This is a genomic window from Mesotoga sp. B105.6.4 (assembly GCF_002896535.1).
In the GTDB taxonomy this organism is placed as follows: domain Bacteria; phylum Thermotogota; class Thermotogae; order Petrotogales; family Kosmotogaceae; genus Mesotoga.
Genome location: NZ_JWIM01000038.1, coordinates 1 through 19,540 on the forward strand (window position 1 = coordinate 1; position 19,540 = coordinate 19,540).

The window sequence follows — 19,540 nt, forward strand, 5'->3', positions numbered from 1 at the left end:
TCTCAGAAACGTATTTCAGTATCCTGTCAAGTTCGTATTCTTGCCACAGTTTCTTGTATATGACATGTCCCCAACCAAGGATCTCTTCTCCTTGTAAATCTTCAATAGAACAAACCTTCTTTCCACTAGCAAGCTCTACCAACCTTTGTCCAATTCTGAGCAAAGAAGGATTGTCCTCTACTCTTCCAAGGTTAAAGATAACCCTGTGACGACTCTTTCCTTCTTCGTCACGGTAAGATTCAACTAACTGAGCATACGTAAAGTTCTTAGATTTCGTGGGCTTTATAAACATGACTACATTATATCATACAAATACTCCTATAAGCAAGTACTAGTATAATTAATAGCCAACTATATCTTATAATCAGTTGCCACTACAAAATATAGACAAAAAAATAGCGTTTACGAAACCATGCGGGTTTGAGACGCTATCTTCTTTGTTTTATGGGTCCAAGTGATAAAGTCAAGAAAGGCCTCAGAAGTGCGGGAAGCTTTCGAAAGTTAATGAGAGTATGCGTTATGGTCACATATATGCGAAATTACTGATATAGATTCTAAATATACTTTGTTTTCCCTCGCTAGATCTTGCATTCAACACATAATGTAACTTTTGCGGCAATGAGTCGGATTAAAATGCTTTGTCGAAGTCCCTTCAGAGAGTCATCAGTGCAAGCAATCTCACCAAAAAATTCTCCAGAGGCGGATTATGAGATCAGTGTCTAAAAGTATACAGTTCATCGATGAGAAATGATATTAAATGACCATGAAATCTCAATTTCTAAACCCTTGGAGTTCGAGTGCTTTTCATTCCGCTGATGCTAGACTGAATTAAAGAAAGAAATACGCCCTTCTCTGTTCCTCACTCATACTCTCTCTACACATTCAGGCTCCTTGGATAGTTTATGAACTGGCTATTGGAAGTTTCATAGAATCTTGTGAAGGATTACCAAATGTTGTTCATGGAGGAGGGATGAAGATGAAAAGAGCTTATGTGTATCTTGTCGTTGCATTGCTTCTTGTTATGATCACCGGTTGTCCCGCTTTCTGGAAAGCGGCCGATGCGACTCTTAAAGAGCTTTTGTACAACGGAGTTGAAGTTCCGGAATTCAGCGCGAAGAAAACTGACTATTCGATTGTGCTTCCGTCGGGCACAACTGAACCGCCGACCGTTACTGCCGTTCCCGCAGTTGAAGGGGCGAACATAGTTATCTCTAATGCAGAGACGCTTCCCGGAACTGCAACGGTACTGGTCACCTCTCTTAACGGAAAGGAGAGTTTAACCTATAGCATCTTCTTTACAGTTAAGGTTGTGATCTCAATCACGGCAGATCCTCCGAATGGGGGAGAGTTCAGTGGAGACGGCGAGTACATCTACGGAGATCTCGTTACGATAATGGCCACGCCATCCATTCATCACACTTTCAGTGGTTGGTATCTCGACGAACCTGAAGAAGCGAGTTTTGAGGAAAGCGGTGACGATCCTATTTACACTGAACCAGTTGTTTCTTTTCAGGCTCTGAAGGATGTTAGCCTGATGGTAGGATTCAATCCAATGCAGTACACTTTCAATCTTGTGCCTGTTCCCCCTGAAGGTGGAGAAGTGGCCGGCGGAGGAGCTGTAGATTATGGGGATTCTCTAAATCTGAGCGCATGGTCTAGTGAAGGCTATGGCTTTGCAGGATGGTGGATTGACAGCTATATGTTTAGTGATCAAGCCGTTGACATGGTTAACACCATCGAAATCCTCGAGCATACTGAATGCATAACCTGTACGGAATTCACAGTAGAGGGTAGATTCGATCCTTCGGCCCCACAGTGGCATCTCGACGTCACAATCGAGGCGACTCCAGTTTATGGCGGTGAAACCTGGGGTGCGGGATTGTATCCTTACGGAAGTTACGTAACTGTCGTGGCTACACCTTCAGACCATTTCAATTTCGATGGGTGGTACTTTGACGGGGTACAGCTAAGTGAAGGCGCCACTTACACTTTCCCCGCAAATGAATGGTACACTGAGGGTGCCACATACACCGCGATTCCCTTACAGGGAGTATTTGAAGATATACAATATTCATTCAATGCGGTTGCAGAACCTCCTGAAGGCGGAACGGCAACCGGCGGAGGTACTGCCTCTTATGGAGACAACGTTTCATTCCTGGCCGTACCAAATGAGTTGTACACATTTGAGGGTTGGTACTACGGTGAGGAAAACATGAGTGGATCCCCGAGCTTCACCCTTGACACCGCCAGCTTTCTGGATACTCATACGCTTCCCGTAACCAGTACAGAAAACACCTTCATCTTTACGGCGAAGTTCCAACCTCAGACCCCGCCACCGGGATGGCTACTGATTACGATCGATGCTTCACCTACGGACAAAGGTGAGGTGAGCGGCGCAGGCAAATATTCGTATGGAGAAGATGTCACGCTTGGAGCAACGCCGATTGAGCACTTTGATTTCGGAGGTTGGCACACTGACGGAGAAATGTTGAGTGAGGATCTTCCATACACATTTAACACATCGGAGTGGCTGCCGACACAGGGTGTGACCGATACCCTTCCAATAGTCGCTTGGTTCCCGCCGGTCTTCTATCATTTCAACGTAGTTGCAAATCCTCCCGAAGGCGGGGAAGTTATGGAAAGTGGTGTATTCATATACGGCGATCCGATGACGCTGGGTGCGGTTCCTAATGACAATTACGTATTCAGGAACTGGACTTTTGAGGGAGCTGAGTTCAGCGATAACCCATTATGGGAAGGGAATTCCACCTTCTTCCTTGCTAGATCGACTTGTATCGGCTGCACTGAATTTACCATAGTTGGCAATTTCGACCTGGATGTGCCCGACACAATTACTGTGAACTTGAGATCTGAACCACCGGAAGGTGGTCAAGTTAGCGGAGGAGGTCAATTCCCAAAGGGGTCGAGCACGGTTATAAGTGCGATGCCGAATCCTGGATATGGATTTAGTGTCTGGTGCTACGATCCATGCGGGAGCGTCTTCAGTGAGAGTCAGACTCTTACTATAAGCAATCTGCAGGAAAACATTAGCCTGTTTGCATCATTCCATCCGCTTAACTAGAACCTCTCTGCGCGTGAAAGCGAAGCTTTGTTGATTCATTTTGAGAAGCGTGACATATAAACTGAAGACAGGAGTATCGGATAATTGAGAAAGCCTGGGGAACGAATCCTCAGGCTTTCTTCTCTACAAAACCGATTCTGAAACCGTCTGGGTCTTTGATTACGAATTTCAGGATTCCATAAGGAGTCGTTTCAAGTGGAGTATCGATCTCAACAGAGTCTTTGATTCTGTTCCAAAGCTCTTCGATACCGGTGATTCGGAAGTTCAAGATGTCTGAATTGCCGTTTCTTTTCAATCCCGGAGTTTCGATTATCCCAAAGCCGTCCGTTCCATCGAGTTTATAGGACTGCCACCTGGCGTGGTGGGCGCTGAAGAGTTTAGAGGTATGAGGATAGAGGTATGAAGAACCCAGAATCATCATCCCACTCCTGATTTTTGGCCTCAACCAAGAAGAACAGATCCTCGCTCTGGAAGATTCAGAGAAGAACTAGCCTCTCCTGATCTTCCGACCTCCGACCATTAAACTCTAACCTCGTCCTTTGTTGCTAATTTGAGGAAATTACGCTGGCAAATTCCTGAAGCTCATCCGGAGAGATCAAGTAGTATGTTTCCTCGGATTTCATGACGAAGACTTCCGATCTTGCAGTCATGATGAAGGCCTTGGAGCCATTTCTGAGTCGGAACCAACCCACTTTGTATAGACCTGTAGATGCTCCGTTGGTTCTTACCGTCGGCTCGAAGTCTCTCTCTTCCGTCCAATCGATAATCCCCACAATTTCGGCCGAATCTATCGCTATCGTCTTCCTTCCGAAGGGAAGTGCGTTCAGCACAACACTTTCGCCGTCGCATTTCACGGCATTTGTGAATGGAAATATCAGGAAGATAAATATGAAGAAGACGAACAGGCCGCCCGTGATGATTAGCGAAAGAGTTTTCTGCCAGCCCTTTGTCTTGAACAGGGAGAAAACGAATATCACCGCAACGAAAACAACGATGCCAATATTCAGCATAATCGCGGATGTTGGTAATGAAAACTTGAATACGACTGTCTCCATATCTTACCTCCTCAAAGGAAATTCGATTCAATTATTACACATTCGAATTATTCTGATCTTCATATGTTGTTGAGATCATAAATTAATGGCGGTTAAATACAGAGAGTTAGTTATCTGGAGAGTTGAAAGTTTAAAGCTCTTGTTGAAGTGATAATCGATCCAAATGATAGAACATGGATTGAATTCCATGCTGCATACAAGATTAGAAGCTGTTTCGCACCGCTATTCAATCAAGATTATGTGAGACTGGATGTCATAGAATGAATTTGAGATTCTCCACAGCGAGTGTCTTCTTTCTTATCTGAAGCTGCTCCTGGAGATTGTTGGTACGCAATTTTTTTGGAGGTGTGTCCATGAAGAAGTGGTACCCGTAGTCGTGATTCTGGTGTTCCTGCTTGGTGGGCGTTTCTCATTTGCCGACATGCTAGATGAAATTTGAGAAGGAGTCATTACTGATGCCTATGGTAACTATGATACGGTTCTAGTGATTAACTCAAACAACACCGGATCTATATCGTTCGACAATGACTCTTACAGCGTGAACATAGTAAATAGAAGAGCCAACCGAAGCTTTGTCGGGGAGTACGGCTGGTACGACTCCTATTGGAGAGAGAGGATAATTCAGGCCGAGCTGGTAAACTACGGATAAAGATATACGATGATTACGACAATCTTATCAGTGACGGCTTCCTGTACAAATAGCCCTGTCCTGCTGGTTTAGATTCGGACGCTCCGCTACCGAAAGAGCAAATAGCATTTCCAATGATATGACTCTCAGACTTTGTTCTGGGAGTTATGTCTTTGTACGGCAGACTCTGAATCCAAACAGATTGGACTTGCTTTCTTGAGAGCTGTAGCTCCGAAGAGTTACCCTCAGCACGCCATCCCACCAGCCTCTCCCTCTAAGCACTTTGTTTCCCAGTGCCTGATTGAATGGATCCTTTTCAGGGCTTCTCAGGTAGAAGAAGGCATCATATACGTCTGAGCACCATTCAAAGACGTTACCACTCATATCGTGTAGTCCCAGTTCATTTGGATCTTTCTTGCCCACTTCATGGGTCATATCTCCCGAATTGTCTGCGAACCACGCTATGAGGTCGGCTTCGTTTCCGCCCGAGTAGAGGCAACCTTCGCTCTTGCTTCCTCCCCTTGCAGCATATTCCCATTCCGCTTCGTTGGGCAACCTGTATCCGACTACCTTAGATGGATCGGCCATCATCTTCCCGTTTTTGTCGAGAAAGTAACCATTATCGTCGTAAGCCTTAGAAAGCTTTTCCCTCTCGCTCAACCGGTTGCAGAAAGCTATGGCGTCCATCCAAGTAATGTTGATAACCAGTCTCTTATCCCTTCCCCAGTTTTCATCTCCGGGAAGAGTTCTCTCTGTCTCCTTACAGAAGAGATCATACTGGGCAAAGGCAATCTCATAATTCCCCATTTCGAAATCATAGGAGATCGTTACTTCATGAGCAGGTTTCTCGTCATCCTTTCCATTTCCCCATGTGTCACCCATAGTGAAGGAACCGTTTTCCACGAGAACCATATCCACGATGCTTTCGGCCGGAGGGGACTCCTTTGCCGGTTTCAGTGCAAGCAATAGAACAGTGACGAGGATGGCTATAGATACTATCGAGATTAGGATTGACGTTACCTTCTTCATGAGATCGCCTCCTTAAGACTGGCTCCACACCAGTTTAGGCAGTGAGTCTGAGGATCGGTCTGTAAGGAATGGCGCGGGGCCTTGATTCAATATATCATCAGGTTTCGATAGCGCAAAGAGATCTCTAATGTAAATCAAACGACTTGGTAACACTATCGGTCAAAATGAGCTGCTGTAGACTGAACCTTAAGAGCGTCTTAACTTCTATCACTACCTTAGCGTGATCATGATTACGGTTACTGGCTGCAGAGATGAAAGTTGAGAATCCGGCCAAACAAGTTCGATCCAAATCCGATCCCCTGGAACGTTTCATTTTACACACAAGATATCTCTCCGATTTTGAATAGCTTTGTGATAGTATTTTTCTGGCATTTGCAACACCAAGACAGCCACGTAGAATCAGATATTTCCTCGAAAATCGAAATACGTGTTTCAAGCAATACATAGCTACTTATACAGCCCATGTTATTTGGTGGTTCCTCCGTTTCTAAACCTGTTCTTCGAAAGAGAATCTAAGAGGAGATGATGGTATGGAATTTCAGGGTTCCAGGTTATTGAGAAAGGTGCTTGTCGGTGCTACTGGTGGTGCCATTGCCCTTACATCAGCAATGGCAGCCAATTACGAGGACACAATGGCGCTTCAGACTGTGAAGCCGGCGCCAAATCTCGAGGAAGTGATTCCGCATCCTGAACAGAGGGAAGAGGCACTTGCCAAACTCGCCGAATTCGTTAGCAGAACGGGAAGGCAGCCGAATATCCTTATTTATCTAATGGATGATGTTGGATGGGGAGATCTGGGAGTCTACGGAGGGGGAGTTGCCGTCGGAGCACCGACTCCAAATATGGATGCTCTTGCAAGAGGCGGACTCATGCTTACCTCTGCTTATTCACAGCCTTCTTCTTCACCAACCAGAGCGACTCTTCTTACAGGGCAGCTCCCAGTCAGGCATGGGATACTAAGGCCGACTCTTTACAATGAACCCGGAGGGCTGACAAATGCAGTTACACTTGCCCAGTTGTTGAGCGATGCCGGCTACGTTACTCAAGCTGTGGGAAAATGGCACATGGGAGAGAACCCCGGTTCTCAGCCACAGAACGTCGGATTTGATGACTTCTCGGGTTTTCTCAGCGTTTCGGATCTCTACACAGAGTGGAGAGATCCTTACTTCTACCCCGAAATCGTTTACAGCGAAGAGAGAACTGAAATGATGCGCGAGTTTGCTTTCGAGAAGTACTGGGTGCACGCAGAAAAGGGTGGAACCCTTGAACGGGTGAAGGAGATAGACATAGACGTCTTGTCTCATTTGGACGAGTACTGGAAGGACTACTCGATTGCCTTCATTGAAAAGATGGCCGATAGTGACCAGCCCTTCTTCCTTTATCACTGTACGAGAGGCGCTCACTTTGACAACTATCCTAGAGACGAGTACAAAGGGTCATCTCCGGCAAAACAGGTTTATAAGGACACGATCATAGAGCTCGACGACATAATGGGGGAGCTGGTGGATGCCCTTGAGAGAACGGGACAACTTGAGAACACGCTCATCTTCATAGCTTCCGACAATGGTCCCGAAATGGAATCCTGGCCTGACAGCGCCTATTCGCCATTCAGAGGGGCGAAAGGATCTACCTGGGAAGGCGGGGTCAGAGTTCCGGCGATCTTCTACTGGAAGGGTATGATAGAACCCGGGCGCGTCTCGGACGGATTATTCGATATCGCCGACATCTTCAATACTTGTTTGACACTCGGCGGAGCAACCGACTTCATTCCGACGGACAGGTACATAGACGGAATTGACCAGACTTCGTTCCTTCTGGCAGAGGAAGGTTTTTCAAACAGGAAGTACATTTACTACTGGCTAATGAGCTACTTCTCCGCTATAAGGCTGGCTGAATACAAGTATGTGCAGTTCGCTGAGTCGGATTCGGGCGAGGGAATCGTGAATCCTGGAGGTTTCACCGGTTACATGATGGCCTTCCCGTATTATCACCTGTACAATCTCTACCTGGACCCGAAAGAAGAACACAACGTGTCGATAAGAAAACTTGTTTACACAGATCTTTTCATAGAAGCGATGCAAAAACACATAGCGACGTTCCGAGATTATCCACCTGTTGTAAAGATAATCACGGGACATTAAACCGATCTGGACCCAGGATTTTGGAGGTATAGAAGATGGAAATGGGCGCAGCCGATAGGAGAGCTCCAAAAAGCATTACGGCATTTCACGTCATGGCCAAGCCGACAGGAGCTCTGTGCAATCTCGACTGTGCCTACTGTTTCTATCTACATAAGCAAGAACTTATCAACAGCAGAAGAGTTATTAGTGACGAGGTTCTAGAGAGGTTCATCTACGAGTACATCAACTCACAAACAGTTCCAGAGATAGTCTTCACCTGGCAAGGAGGGGAACCTACTCTTCTCGGTGTAGATTTCTTCAGGAGGGTTGTCGAATACGAGAGGCTGTATTGCCCTCCAGGCAAGAAAGTTGCAAACGACCTTCAGACAAACGGAACATTGCTCGATGAAAAGTGGTGCGAGTTTCTCAAAGAACACAACTTCCTGGTTGGGATAAGCATCGATGGACCAGAGAGACTGCATAACGTTTACAGAAAGACAAGGAGAGGAGACCCGACCTTCCAGAAGGTCTTCAATGCCATAAAGCTTTTGCACAAGTACGAGATTCCCTTCAACACCCTGACCGTGGTCAACAGAATAAACGCGAAGTATCCTAGAGAAGTGTATCGTTTTTTGAGGGATACAGCCGGTTCAACCAGAATGCAGTTTATTCCTATCGCAGAACCGAAGGTATTTAATAGCTCGCCCACTACATTCATTTCCGAAGAAAGCATGCCGACTACAGGATCTTCCGAAGCCCTGCCAGGTAAGCATGGTTCGCTCGTTGCCGATTGGTCGGTCGTTCCTGAAGACTACGGGAGTTTTCTCAACTGTGTTTTCGATATCTGGTACAGGGAGGATATTGGCAAAGTCTTTGTCTTTCTCTTTGAGTGTGCTCTTGCCCAGTGGCTCGGTATGGAGGCATCGTTGTGTATCTTCTCCGAGACTTGTGGAAGGGCACTTGCACTGGAGGCCGATGGAAGCCTGTACTCCTGCGATCACTTTGTCTATCCCGAGCACAGGCTTGGGAACATTAAGGACCATAGGTTGCTCCAAATGGTAACTTCCACATCACAGACTGTCTTTGGAGTTTCGAAGGCTGCCGCGCTTCCAGAATACTGCAACAGGTGCGAATATCTCTTTGCCTGTCATGGAGAGTGTCCAAAGAACCGATTCGTCAAAACGCCAGACGGAGAACCGGGATTGAACTATCTCTGTGCCGGACTGAAAAAGTACTTTCATCATATATACCCATATATGAAGGAACTCGCGGAAATCCTCAGGGCAACGAAACAGAAGAAAATCTAACTTTCCTTACCGAAAGAATTCAGCGTTTCAAGAAGTTTGCCGAGGATCTCGTTTGCGACTTCTCTTTCTTTTCCCGTAATGGAATTTGCCACAGGTCCGTAAATCCCTGCAAGCACTGCCATGGACTCTTGAAACAGCTCTTTTCCCTTCGCGGTTATCGAGACGACGTTGGCGCGCTTGTCCTCAAAGGACTGCTTTCTCGTTATGGGCTTCCTCTTTTCCAGTCCGATACATATCACCATGGTGTTTGTTGTGTCCGTTTCGAGATGTGAGGAGAGCTGCTTTTGGATCATCTCCCCGAGGTTCGAAAGAACGAGCAATGCGCCGAACTGCGGGTAGGTAATACCTAGAGGTTCCAGAGCAATCTGTGCATGTCTGCTTAGATTTATGTGCAGAGAAGCTATTTTCTCGAATAGGCTTCCAATCTTGTCATCGAAGATCATTGGATAACCTCAGAAACCTCTTCAGCAGCCTCTTGGTTGCGATAATAAGATCGAGTGTGGCAAACGCAATCCCTGTAAGGATAATGGAGCTATACGGTGCAAAAGAACAGACAGAATAGTAGCCGAGGCAATTGGGCTTCGAAGCTTCCCAGGGGAAAAGTGTGGCGACAGCTGGTACGAGCGGGGAAATCGCTACAATCAACAGGATACGGTTGATAAGTTTTTTCATTACTTCCGATTCCTTCTTCTCTTCCTTTCACAGGCCGGAAGCGATCCGACTCTCTCGTGCTTGCTCCGGCATTTATCCCATACACCGTGGAACTCGAACTTCGTTTTTCTGCAGGGACAGTCTCTTGCTGTTCTTCACCTTCTTGAATAAGCATTGGTAATTATCGTAATTAGTATTACCAAGAAGATAACAACTGTTTATTGGAAGGATAACATTCGTGAGACAAAGCGACCTTGCAGCAATTTCAGGAAGAGATGGACCAATCCAAGAATTCCAGACACGAGATTTACTGTTGAATGATTACCCAAAATCTACTATAATCCAATTAAGCAAGCACTTAATTGGATTGGAGGAAACTTCTCATTGACTCTTGAAATAGATGTTTTGAAGGCTATTGCGGATAGCACAAGGTTCGAGATAATCAAGCTGCTTCTTCAAAGAGACTTCTGTGTGAAAGCTCTTGCAAAGAGAATGGGAGTGTCTGAATCAGCCATATCACAACATCTGAAAGTGCTACGTGGCGTTGGCCTTGTAAGTGCAGAGAAGCGGGGTTACTTCACCCATTACTCAATGAATAGAGAGCCCTTGAATAGACTGGCAAGCCAGCTTACCAAGCTTAGCGAGGCGACTTCCGATTCGGATCTAGTAGCCGAATGTTCTGCCGAATGAGAGAGGATACAAGGTGGAATCTTCTTCCTTTCAGCAGGCACGCCTTTCTAATCCGAATTTCACTGAATATGTTTTATAAATAAGCGATTTATACGGGAGGAACAAGAGTGAATATCATCGAAGTTTCACGTCTCTCAAAAGACTACGACGGATTCAAAGCGGTCAACGGAATCGACTTTTCGGTCTTGAAAGGAGAGGTGTTCGGTTTCCTCGGTCCCAACGGTGCCGGAAAGACTACAACGATAAACATGCTTACAGGTCTTGCAAGACCGACATCGGGAAGTATAAGTATTGCGGGCGAAGACGGCATCAGGGAGATCAAGAGAGTGCAGCGGATAATAGGAATTGTGCCCGATGAAAGCAACCTGTACGATGATCTGAGCGGCTATGAGAATCTGGTCTTCTGTTCGGCTCTTTACGGAGTAAGAAAGGCGGCGAGGGAAGGAAGGGCCAGAGAGTTGCTTGAGCTGTTTGGGCTCGCAGATACAGGCAAGAACCCTTTCAAAGCCTTTTCCAAGGGTATGAAGAGAAAACTAACCATAGCTGCAGGCATAATTCATGATCCGGAGATTCTCTTCCTGGATGAACCCACAACTGGTATAGATGTAGAGAGCGCGAGGCAAATAAGAAGACTGGTAAGGGAATTGAATGACAGGGGAACGACCATATTTCTTACTACCCATTACATTGAAGAAGCGGAGAGGTTGTGCGACAGGATAGGGTTCATAGTCGGAGGCAAGGTTGTAAAGATTGGAACCGTCAGCGAATTGATGAAAGATGCTCAGAAAGAGAGCATAGTCGAGCTGACTCTCGGGAAGGATCCTTCGGAGTTCAAAACTGAAGTGTCAGAAGAGTTCAGCGATGTGTCCATAAGCATGCGTTCCGACAATACCATTAGAATAGCTTCTCGGGAACCAATAAAGCTGATGCCGTTTATGAGCTTCTTCAGTTCCAGAGGTATCGATGTTTACGAGGCTAAGATTATTCAGCCTTCTCTTGAAGAGGTCTTTGTTGAAGTGACCGGAATAGAAGTCGATAGAATGAAGAAGGAGAAGGAGGGAAAGAAGAGATGAGCAGTGCACTCGCTTACTGGACGATACTGATGAAGGATATGAAGAACTACTATTTGAAACCGCCCAACATAAGCTGGGGCATTATCTTCCCAATTTCCTGGACGCTGATGTTCTTTGTTCGATCGGAAGGTCCTGTGGACATAAGGGGTATTTTGCCCGGTGTGATGTCGCTTTCCGTTCTCTTCGGAACTACTTCGATGCTTGCGGTAACGATTACCTTTGAAAGGAAGAGCAGGTCTTTCGAGCGGTTGCTTCTCGCTCCCATCAGCTTGAAGCTGCTCATGCTTGCAAAGACGACTGGGGCGATACTTTTCGGGATTATCAATGCTTTCATTCCCGTTCTCTTTGCCCTCTTGATTGTCGACTTATCTGGAATAAACTGGTTCCTGGTTTCAGTTAGCGTTCTGTTGATTGCCGTGACTTCGACCTTTCTTGGTCTTTTCATTGCCGTTTCGGTCAACGAAGTATTCGAGGCGCAGACGTTTTCTAACTTCTTCCGTTTCCCTATGATGTTTCTCTGCGGACTCTTCATTCCGATAGAGAATCTTCCGGTCTTTCTCAGACCTTTTTCCTTCATCCTTCCTCTGACATATGGTGCCGATTCTCTTAAACATGCGATAAACGGAAATGGAATTATAAACCCTCTGGTGAGCGTTTTTATACTATTGGGCTTTGCCGTGTTTCTCTTTCTGATAAGTACACGGAATATTGAGAGGAGATGGATTTACTAGCCTCCGGGGTTACATGAGTCCGCTTTTCCGGAAACTCTATGAGACCGAACGTTCTGTTTTCCTTTCGGTTGAGGCTGCGCCGATCTTCTGATCAAATATCTCCTTGAGATTCGACTCTGTTCTTGCCTTTGTCTTTTGCTTCATACAAAAGGCGGTCGGTTTTCTGAATGAACTGAGTTGCGTCTTCATCTGACCAGCTGCACACACCGGCGCTCATCGTTATTGGAGGGTCTGTGGTTTCGGCCAGCTTCTCCCGGAGACGATCTGCGGTTGATCTTGCCATCTGCAAATCACTCGAGGGTAGAAGAACAAGAAATTCCTCCCCGCCGTACCTGAAGACAAAGTCAACCTCTCTAAGAGAAGACCTGATCATGCCCGCCACATTCTTGAGTGACATATCTCCCTTAAGGTGGCCGTAAGTATCATTTATGTTCTTGAAGTTGTCAAGATCTATCATGATCATGGATAGTGGAGTTCCGTATCGCGAGGCTCTCTTTATCTCTCTTTTAATTATGGGATACATCTTTTTCTGGTTTAGGAGGCCCGTCAATGGGTCTATCTCGGCCTGTTTCTCGAGCAACTCATTTGCATTCTTCAGTTTGCGGTCGATTTTTAGAAGTTCTCTGTACTGACTTTCGATCGTTGCCTTTGCCTCCTGAAGCTCAAGGTTCTGATTGCTCAGTAGCTGTATTTCGTGCATCTTTTGTTGAAATCTGAATGAAGCCCCCAATTCAGCAGCCTTGGCGCTGCTGGATTCTTTGTAGAGCTTCTGGGATAAGAGGTCAAGTTCCTTGTAAAGCTCAAGAGCCAATCTTCCTTCTCCTAGCTCTTCAAGAATAGTGATCTTCTTTCTTATGGCTTTCGGTATCTTAGACATAAATCCCGATTCCTTCTGATAGTCTATGTAAGCATCCAGTTTGACAAGAGCTTTTTCATAGCACTTGGTCCCGATGTAATAATCTATTTTCAGAAGATTGAATTCCGCAGTCTTGGCCGGATCATCGATTTCTTCTACAAGGGGTTCGGCCAACTTCAATACAGCTGGAGCCTCTTCATATCTTCCTGAGACTATAAGCGTGTCGGATAGATTGAAATAGCTATTGCATAGATCCGCAGTCTGTTCCAGAGCAAGCTTTATCTCTATAGATTTGCTAAGGCAGTTTATGGCTTCGTCAAATCTTTCCAGATTCTTTAGAGCTATTGCCTTGTTGTTCAGAAAGTATGCTATCGCGAGATCATCGCCCTTCATTCGAGCGTATTCAAGAGCCTTGTCGGTGTATTCGAGGGCTTCTTGAAACCGCTCCATGTAGACATAGACACCGCCAATGTTTCCGATCACATCGTTAACGTCATCGGGTGTCCCAAAGTCTCTGAAAAGAGCCATTGCTTTCAAGGCATACTCGATCGATGCATCGTAATTGCCCACAACGCACGAGAACTTAATCATGTTATGCGCAACGTTGGCCAGCTCAATACATTCAGGGGGTTCAATTCTAGAAAGCTCCACTTTAACAGTTTCCGAGGCGAGAAGAGGTTTGCCCTCTTTGAACATTATCTTCGAAAGCTCATTCAAGATTGCAAGCTTTTTCCTGAAATCCTCATAGGGGACTTCTGAATAGGCTTTCATAATCTCTTCGATCGACCTCTTCTCGTTCATCATGGCCTCCCGCGCATCTGTCGTGCAACATTCTTTGCTCATCTTCAACAATACAGAAATTGTAGGCGCTTGCAAGCAAACAGAGAATGACCTGCAAATCCTTCGACTGCCAAGTTGATAATATGACGACAGAAGGTCAGTTCAAATGATTGAAATTCATGCCATGTTCGGTATGCAAATTCATGCCATCAAGAAAGAACGGGCGTTCGGAGTGGGCAGGAGGCTTTTTGAAAGCCAGTCACGATACGCGTCCCAGTCTCGCCTTCGCAAAAGCCAGTCGTATCACTTCGCGGGTATGAGGCGCAGGGAAGAACCGGGTCTGGGGTCAAGGGTCTGGTTAGATCTCTAGAAGCCGTTCTTGGGAGAGCAGCTGTTTGTTCGAAAGAGCCGCTCATTCCGACGAAGCTCCTGGTCGAAATCTTGATGCTCTTACTTCAATGGCCCTAACCAAGAACGAAGAACAGATCCTCGCTCTGGAACGAATAACAGATTCTCCTGGTGAACTGAGAACCATTCAACGGTGAACCGCTTTCTTTGCTCTTTCCAACCCCCAATTTGCCATCCCCGACCCCGGTTCCTCCAAAGCCCAGATCCTGAACAGGAGCTCTTCAGGATGACAAAGTAAGTTCGTCCTGATCAGATTACTTTAATTTGCTGGCTCTTTTTCTTTGGTTTTTGCCTCCTGGTGCGTAAGCGCCAGCATCACTTCCCCGGATTCCCTTCCGGGCATCACTTCCTCGCGCCAGCGAGCCTCACTTCCAGGCGAAGCCAGCCTTGCATATTATTCCGCTCTTTCCAACCTCTAACCTGCAACCCCCGACCCCGGTCTTTTTTCTTAAACTTGCATCCTGCAACTGATATTCGCTCTTTCCAGCCCGCTATCTGCTACCCGCGATATGCTATTATTTTTACACTACTTCCGGAGAGGGTGAGAGGATGTTTGAGTATAGAAGGATCGAAAGTGTGAAGGACTATCTCGATCTTATGAGGTTTTCTTTTGGGATTCCTGGTGGCTGGATGAGATCTGCGTCGAAACATGCAAGTGAAGTCTTCGATGACAATCTAAGAGACCCTATTGGGGCTTACGACGAGTCGATTCTTGCGGCAGAGTTTTTGCTCTTCTCTTTGAAGATGAGGCTAAGACAGTCGGTCATCTCTATGGGGGGAGTAGGAAATGTCTGCACAAGTCCTCTATACAGGGGCAAGGGAGCCGTCAAGTTCCTTATGGAAAGATCACTGGAGACTATGAGGGAGAAGAAGCAGGCAGTCTCGCTACTATACCCTTTCAATGCCGGCTTCTACAGAAAGCTGGGATGGGAGGAGTTTGATTCGATGCTCGGGGTTAAATTCTCTCCGGGTATGATTAACGTTCCTGAGCTGGATTGCGAAGTGAATATTGAAGAGATGGAAGATGCAGACAGCGAGATTAGAGAGTTCTATAACGATTATGCAAGCAGTCATTACACTATGATTCTGAGAGACGCCGAAATGTGGAAGAATGATTTCGAGTTTAGAACCGATGAGGATGTTTCGAAGAAATTCGTGAAATTCAAGAAAGATGGAAAGACCACAGGGATGCTTCGCTATGTTTTTCTGTACGACAGCTTTGACAAGGACAGATCGCTGAAGTTTGTAGTTACGATGTTCCTCGCGGATGATATAGTCACCAGACATGCAATGTTCCGTTTCTTGAAGGGACTCTCTCTTCAGATATGTCATGTTCACGCATATCTTCCTCCGGATTTTGTTCTCTGGCCATATCTAAACGATAGGCCCTCGGAGATGAATATCATTTTGAGAACCATGATCCGGATCGTCGATCTGGAGTTGCTAAATGGTCTGAAGATAGACGCACCAGACATGCGGGTCGGCATAAAGATAAGTGATAAACAGGCTTCGTGGAACAACGGTGTCTTCGAAATGTGTATGAAGGATGGTGAGCTCTGCTTCTCTCGTTCTGATTCTTATGATCTCGAATGTGATATTGCGACCTTATCCTCTGTAGTTGGTGGAAAGAGTGATTTCAGGGAGATGATCGAGTTTGGCAGAGTGAAGGCGACGAACAGCTACAGTGGTCAAGATCTTCCAAAGACTACGCCATTTGTGCTTCAACACTTCTAGGTCTTTCAGATTAAGATAAAGATGCCCCGGAGTCGAGCCGGGGCATCTGAATTTGTCAAATCCTTCCAACTCTAAACTAAACCCAATCCTCCGTCTGAAAGTATAACCTGGCCAGTTATCCAGTTTGATTCCTCCGATGCAAGAAATACCATGAGGCCGGTGTGGTCTTCGGGATGTCCTATTCTTCCGGCAGGGGTTCTTTCTTCTATTCTTTTCAGAACTTCTGGATGCTGTGAATAGAAAGGTGACGAAAAAGGAATGGTCTCCGTGGGGCCTGGTGCAATTACGTTCACTTGAATGTTCAGTGGAGCGAGTTCAAGGGCCATCACCCTCGAAATAGCTATGATTCCAGCCTTGGCAGCGCAGTGGCCAGCGTGTTCCCTCTCTGGAAAGAGCCCTCCGACCGAGGCCAGATTGATAATCTTTCCACCACCGTTATTTGCCATCATCTTTGCTACTGCCTGACTTACCATGAACACTATCCTCACGTTTATATGCCACTGTCGATCAATCTCATCAATTGGGTGGTTTAGAAAAGGCGCCCTGAATATGTAAGCGGGGCAGTTAAGAAGAATGTCTACCTTCCATGTATTCTCTTCAATCAGATTGGAGATCTCGTCCACATCTTTTTGATTGTCTATGTTTGCGCATATCGTCGAGCAGAATCCTCTTTTCGTTTGCTCGAGCTCTTCCTTAAGCGTTTCAAGCTTATCTTCGTCTCTATCCAGTATAATGACCTTCGCGCCCTCGTTTACAAAGGCTCTGGCGGCCGAGCCTCCGACTCTCCCGGCCCCGAAAATCAGTGCCGTTTTTCCTGTCAGTCTCTCACTCACAGTTCTTCACCCCTGATCGGCAATCGGGGGGAGAGTGAAGTCCTTTCCCCGCCTGATTGAGATTTCGTGCCAGTTGTTGTACTTCAAAGCCCCCTCGCATGCTGCCCTAATCGCATTCTCATTTGAAGGAGGCGGGTCCGGCCTCTCCCCTTTCGGTATGTTCGATCCGGCAGTGCAGATAGTCACGGCCTTGATCTTCAGGAGAGAAGAAAGAACGTATAAAGTCGCCGCTTCCATATCGAGCTGAAGAGCACCGGCGGCGATCCATTCTTCCAGCTTTCCGTATATCATAGATGGGAAGTTTTCTCTCAGAAGAGCGGGCTTCGTTGCATAGAAGGAATCCAGTGAAAGCCCCATGCCTACGTGGTAGTTTACACCGGAATCATCGCAGGCAGAAACCAGTGCCATGAGCAGTAGATAATCCGCCACAGCCGGGAAATTCTCCGGGATGAAGAGGTTTGAAGTTCCGGAGTATCTTATGCAGCTTGAAATAACCATAAGATCGCCGGGCTTCACATCAGGCGCCAATCCTCCGGAGGTTCCAACGCGAATTATCGTATTCACTCCAAGTTTGTTGAGTTCAACTACGGCGATCTCAGTCGAAGGGCCTCCGATTCCGCTTGAACATACTGTGATCGGCAGTTCCTTGTATTTGCCGGTAATCGTTATGTAATCCCTGTTGTTTCCAACCTCTTCGACATCGCTCAAGTACTCTCCTATCTCATAGACTCTAGCCGGATCGCCCGGTAGAAGAGCTGTCTCCGGGAGAGAGCTGGCAGAAATCTGCAAGTGATTCTTTGCCTTTTTTGAAGTGTCCATATAATCATCCTTTCAATCCAGTTCCGCTTATCCCCCGAACGAAATACTTCTGGAGGAAGAGGAAGAGAATGACCGGCGGAAGGCTTCCGGCGATGGCCGAGCTGAATAAGTTCGCCCAGCTGGTGTTTTCTGTTGATCTGTGTGCCGCTATGGCTACCTGCACAACTTCGAATCTGCTTGAATGGGTTGCTACAAGAGGCCAGAACAATGAGTTCCACTGGAACATGAATACCATAACAATCACGGTCACTATTGCCGGTACGCTCAATGGAATAGCTATCTTCCAGTAGATCCTGAACCAGGAGGCACCGTCAATCCTTGCCGCTTCCATTATCTCTGAAGGCACTTCGGAGAAGAACTGCCTGAACAGGAAGATGGCGAGGCCGTTGGCGACACCGGGAAGGATCAGGGCCCAGTAAGTGTTGTCTATCCGCAGCTGCTTAATGAGGATATAGAGGGGTATGACAATCGATTCGAAGGGAACCATGAAGGTTATCAGGACTATTGTGAAAAGGGCCGCCTTGCCCCTGAACTCGAATTTAGCGAGCGCGAATCCTGCCATTGAGGCCACAAGAATTGTTAGGAGAATCGTTGAGACTGAGACGAGAAGACTGTTCATAAGGGCCCTGCCAAAGTTCAGGTTTACGAATATGTGAACAAAGTTCTCTAACGTAGGATTACTAGGAACGAAAGTTCTCCAGGTGAGGGGGTTTGCATATTCATAGAGTGGGCTGGCTGGCCTCAACGCAGATGCGATTACCCATATAAGCGGGATCAGGAAGAAGAGGCTTATTATGCCTAGAATGGCGAATAGAACTAGAGTTTTCCACGGACTTCTTTTCTTCATGATTCCACCTCAATACTCGAATCGAGCCCTGGTGAATCGCAGCTCGAAAAAACTGAATAGAAGGATAATACCAAGCAAGATCGTGGTAATGGCCGAGGCTCTTCCCATGTCGAGATTGACGAAGGCGCTCTTGTAGGATTCGTACATGAGAAGGTTGGTCGAACCCATGGGGCCACCCTTGGTTATTATATATACCGGCGCGAAGCTCAGGAAGTTGAAAGCGGTATTTGCAACGAGAACGAACGATATGGTTCTCGTTAGCAATGGGAGAGTTATCCTGAACGTCTTCCTGAATGTAGAAGCTCCGTCGATGTCAGCCGCTTCGTACAATGTCTCCGGAATGTTCTGCAGTCCAGCAAGAAAGTACATCATCCAGTAACCGGAACTTCTCCATACGTTCAGCAGGACAAGCCCCCAAAGAGCCTGATTCGGAGAGGCGAAGAAGGGCTGGGGTTTGAAGCCAAACATGGTTAAGAAGCTGTTGGCCAGTCCGTTGTAGGGATCAAGCATAACCATCCAGATCACCGAAACGACCGCGAATGAAATCGCCGCAGGCAAGAAGAAAACTGTTCTGAAAAACTTGGTGAAGAAATGGCTTGAGTTAAGAAGCAGTGCCATTAATAACGATGTCAGCACGATCAGCGGGTTGACAACTATCGAGTAGATTAGGGTAACGGAAAACGATTTCCAAAAAACGGGATCGTACTTGAAGAGATATTCGTAGTTTTCGAATCCCACGAATGACTTTACCCCTGTGAAACTAGTCGTGGTGAGGCTCTCAATAACTGAAACGCCAATAGGCCAGATTTTGAAAACGACTAAGAACGCGAGCGCGGGGAGAACGAAAAGCCACGCCACTTTATTGTTTCGAAACATCAGCACACCATCCGAAATACC

18 protein-coding genes and 1 pseudogene are annotated in these 19,540 nt (G+C 46.5%); 8 read left to right on the forward strand and 11 right to left on the reverse strand.

Annotation, left to right across the window (positions count from 1 at the left end; all coding sequences use genetic code 11):
• Positions 1 to 292 (reverse strand): annotated as a pseudogene (locus RJ60_RS16170) (IS1634 family transposase); the annotation flags it as partial.
• A gap of 684 nt (positions 293 to 976) precedes the next feature.
• Here RJ60_RS16170 and RJ60_RS15785 point away from each other — a divergent pair.
• Complete coding sequence (locus tag RJ60_RS15785; protein ID WP_219725872.1) at positions 977 to 3,082, forward strand: InlB B-repeat-containing protein; 2,106 nt, start codon at positions 977 to 979, stop codon at positions 3,080 to 3,082.
• A 109-nt stretch (positions 3,083 to 3,191) separates the two neighbouring features.
• Here the strand turns inward: RJ60_RS15785 and RJ60_RS08835 are convergent, their stop codons facing one another.
• Positions 3,192 to 3,503, reverse strand: a complete 312-nt coding sequence (locus tag RJ60_RS08835; RefSeq protein WP_258006241.1) for a VOC family protein — start codon at positions 3,501 to 3,503, stop codon at positions 3,192 to 3,194.
• A gap of 124 nt (positions 3,504 to 3,627) precedes the next feature.
• On the reverse strand, positions 3,628 to 4,137 hold the full coding sequence (locus RJ60_RS08840; protein WP_103134478.1) for a PH domain-containing protein: 510 nt from the start codon (positions 4,135 to 4,137) through the stop codon (positions 3,628 to 3,630).
• Between the two features lie 484 nt (positions 4,138 to 4,621).
• Between RJ60_RS08840 and RJ60_RS16175 the strand changes: the two genes are divergently transcribed.
• Entirely contained in the window at positions 4,622 to 4,786 is a 165-nt protein-coding gene (locus RJ60_RS16175; RefSeq protein WP_258006242.1) for a hypothetical protein, read from the forward strand.
• 144 nt (positions 4,787 to 4,930) lie between these two features.
• Here the strand turns inward: RJ60_RS16175 and RJ60_RS08850 are convergent, their stop codons facing one another.
• Positions 4,931 to 5,794, reverse strand: a complete 864-nt coding sequence (locus RJ60_RS08850; protein ID WP_258006243.1) for a formylglycine-generating enzyme family protein — start codon at positions 5,792 to 5,794, stop codon at positions 4,931 to 4,933.
• Positions 5,795 to 6,324: 530 nt separating this feature from the next.
• On the opposite strand from RJ60_RS08850, the gene RJ60_RS08855 reads away from it, so the two are divergent.
• Positions 6,325 to 7,935, forward strand: a complete 1,611-nt coding sequence (locus tag RJ60_RS08855; protein ID WP_103134479.1) for an arylsulfatase — start codon at positions 6,325 to 6,327, stop codon at positions 7,933 to 7,935.
• A gap of 35 nt (positions 7,936 to 7,970) precedes the next feature.
• Positions 7,971 to 9,221 carry an anaerobic sulfatase maturase gene (locus tag RJ60_RS08860; RefSeq protein WP_103134480.1) on the forward strand — a complete coding sequence of 417 codons (1,251 nt, stop codon included), beginning with the start codon at positions 7,971 to 7,973 and terminating at the stop codon, positions 9,219 to 9,221.
• Here the strand turns inward: RJ60_RS08860 and RJ60_RS08865 are convergent.
• Complete coding sequence (locus RJ60_RS08865) at positions 9,218 to 9,664, reverse strand: MarR family winged helix-turn-helix transcriptional regulator (RefSeq protein WP_103134481.1); 447 nt, start codon at positions 9,662 to 9,664, stop codon at positions 9,218 to 9,220. The genes RJ60_RS08860 and RJ60_RS08865 overlap by 4 nt on opposite strands.
• A complete protein-coding gene (locus tag RJ60_RS08870; RefSeq protein ID WP_103134482.1) occupies positions 9,651 to 9,893 on the reverse strand; it encodes a hypothetical protein in 243 nt (80 codons plus the stop codon). The genes RJ60_RS08865 and RJ60_RS08870 overlap by 14 nt, the downstream gene beginning before the upstream one ends.
• Before the next feature lie 363 nt (positions 9,894 to 10,256).
• Between RJ60_RS08870 and RJ60_RS08875 the strand changes: the two genes are divergently transcribed.
• The 3 genes from RJ60_RS08875 (at position 10,257) to RJ60_RS08885 (ending at position 12,366) form a co-directional block, all read left to right on the forward strand.
• Positions 10,257 to 10,562 (forward strand): helix-turn-helix transcriptional regulator, encoded by a 306-nt coding sequence (locus RJ60_RS08875; RefSeq protein ID WP_103134483.1) that lies wholly within the window; start codon positions 10,257 to 10,259, stop codon positions 10,560 to 10,562.
• A gap of 107 nt (positions 10,563 to 10,669) precedes the next feature.
• Positions 10,670 to 11,635: an ABC transporter ATP-binding protein gene (locus RJ60_RS08880; RefSeq protein ID WP_103134484.1), complete on the forward strand. Its 966-nt coding sequence runs from the start codon at positions 10,670 to 10,672 to the stop codon at positions 11,633 to 11,635.
• Positions 11,632 to 12,366, forward strand: a complete 735-nt coding sequence (locus RJ60_RS08885) for an ABC transporter permease (protein WP_103134485.1) — start codon at positions 11,632 to 11,634, stop codon at positions 12,364 to 12,366. The genes RJ60_RS08880 and RJ60_RS08885 overlap by 4 nt, the downstream gene beginning before the upstream one ends.
• Positions 12,367 to 12,457: 91 nt before the next feature.
• Here RJ60_RS08885 and RJ60_RS08890 read toward each other — a convergent pair whose 3' ends face one another.
• Positions 12,458 to 14,026, reverse strand: a complete 1,569-nt coding sequence (locus RJ60_RS08890) for a tetratricopeptide repeat-containing diguanylate cyclase (protein ID WP_258006244.1) — start codon at positions 14,024 to 14,026, stop codon at positions 12,458 to 12,460.
• Positions 14,027 to 14,959: 933 nt separating this feature from the next.
• Here RJ60_RS08890 and eis point away from each other — a divergent pair.
• Positions 14,960 to 16,144, forward strand: coding sequence for an enhanced intracellular survival protein Eis (gene eis / locus RJ60_RS08905; RefSeq protein ID WP_103134488.1), 1,185 nt, complete (start codon positions 14,960 to 14,962; stop codon positions 16,142 to 16,144).
• A 71-nt stretch (positions 16,145 to 16,215) separates the two neighbouring features.
• Here eis and RJ60_RS08910 read toward each other — a convergent pair whose 3' ends face one another.
• The 4 genes from RJ60_RS08910 to RJ60_RS08925 are packed head-to-tail and all read right to left on the reverse strand — an operon-like array spanning position 16,216 to position 19,519.
• Positions 16,216 to 16,977, reverse strand: coding sequence for an SDR family NAD(P)-dependent oxidoreductase (locus RJ60_RS08910; protein ID WP_103134489.1), 762 nt, complete (start codon positions 16,975 to 16,977; stop codon positions 16,216 to 16,218).
• 6 nt (positions 16,978 to 16,983) lie between these two features.
• Positions 16,984 to 17,796: a nucleoside phosphorylase gene (locus tag RJ60_RS08915; RefSeq protein ID WP_103134490.1), complete on the reverse strand. Its 813-nt coding sequence runs from the start codon at positions 17,794 to 17,796 to the stop codon at positions 16,984 to 16,986.
• A gap of 4 nt (positions 17,797 to 17,800) precedes the next feature.
• Positions 17,801 to 18,643, reverse strand: coding sequence for a carbohydrate ABC transporter permease (locus RJ60_RS08920; RefSeq protein WP_102818969.1), 843 nt, complete (start codon positions 18,641 to 18,643; stop codon positions 17,801 to 17,803).
• 9 nt (positions 18,644 to 18,652) lie between these two features.
• Positions 18,653 to 19,519 (reverse strand): carbohydrate ABC transporter permease, encoded by an 867-nt coding sequence (locus RJ60_RS08925; RefSeq protein ID WP_102818970.1) that lies wholly within the window; start codon positions 19,517 to 19,519, stop codon positions 18,653 to 18,655.
• Between the last annotated feature and the right edge of the window lie 21 nt (positions 19,520 to 19,540).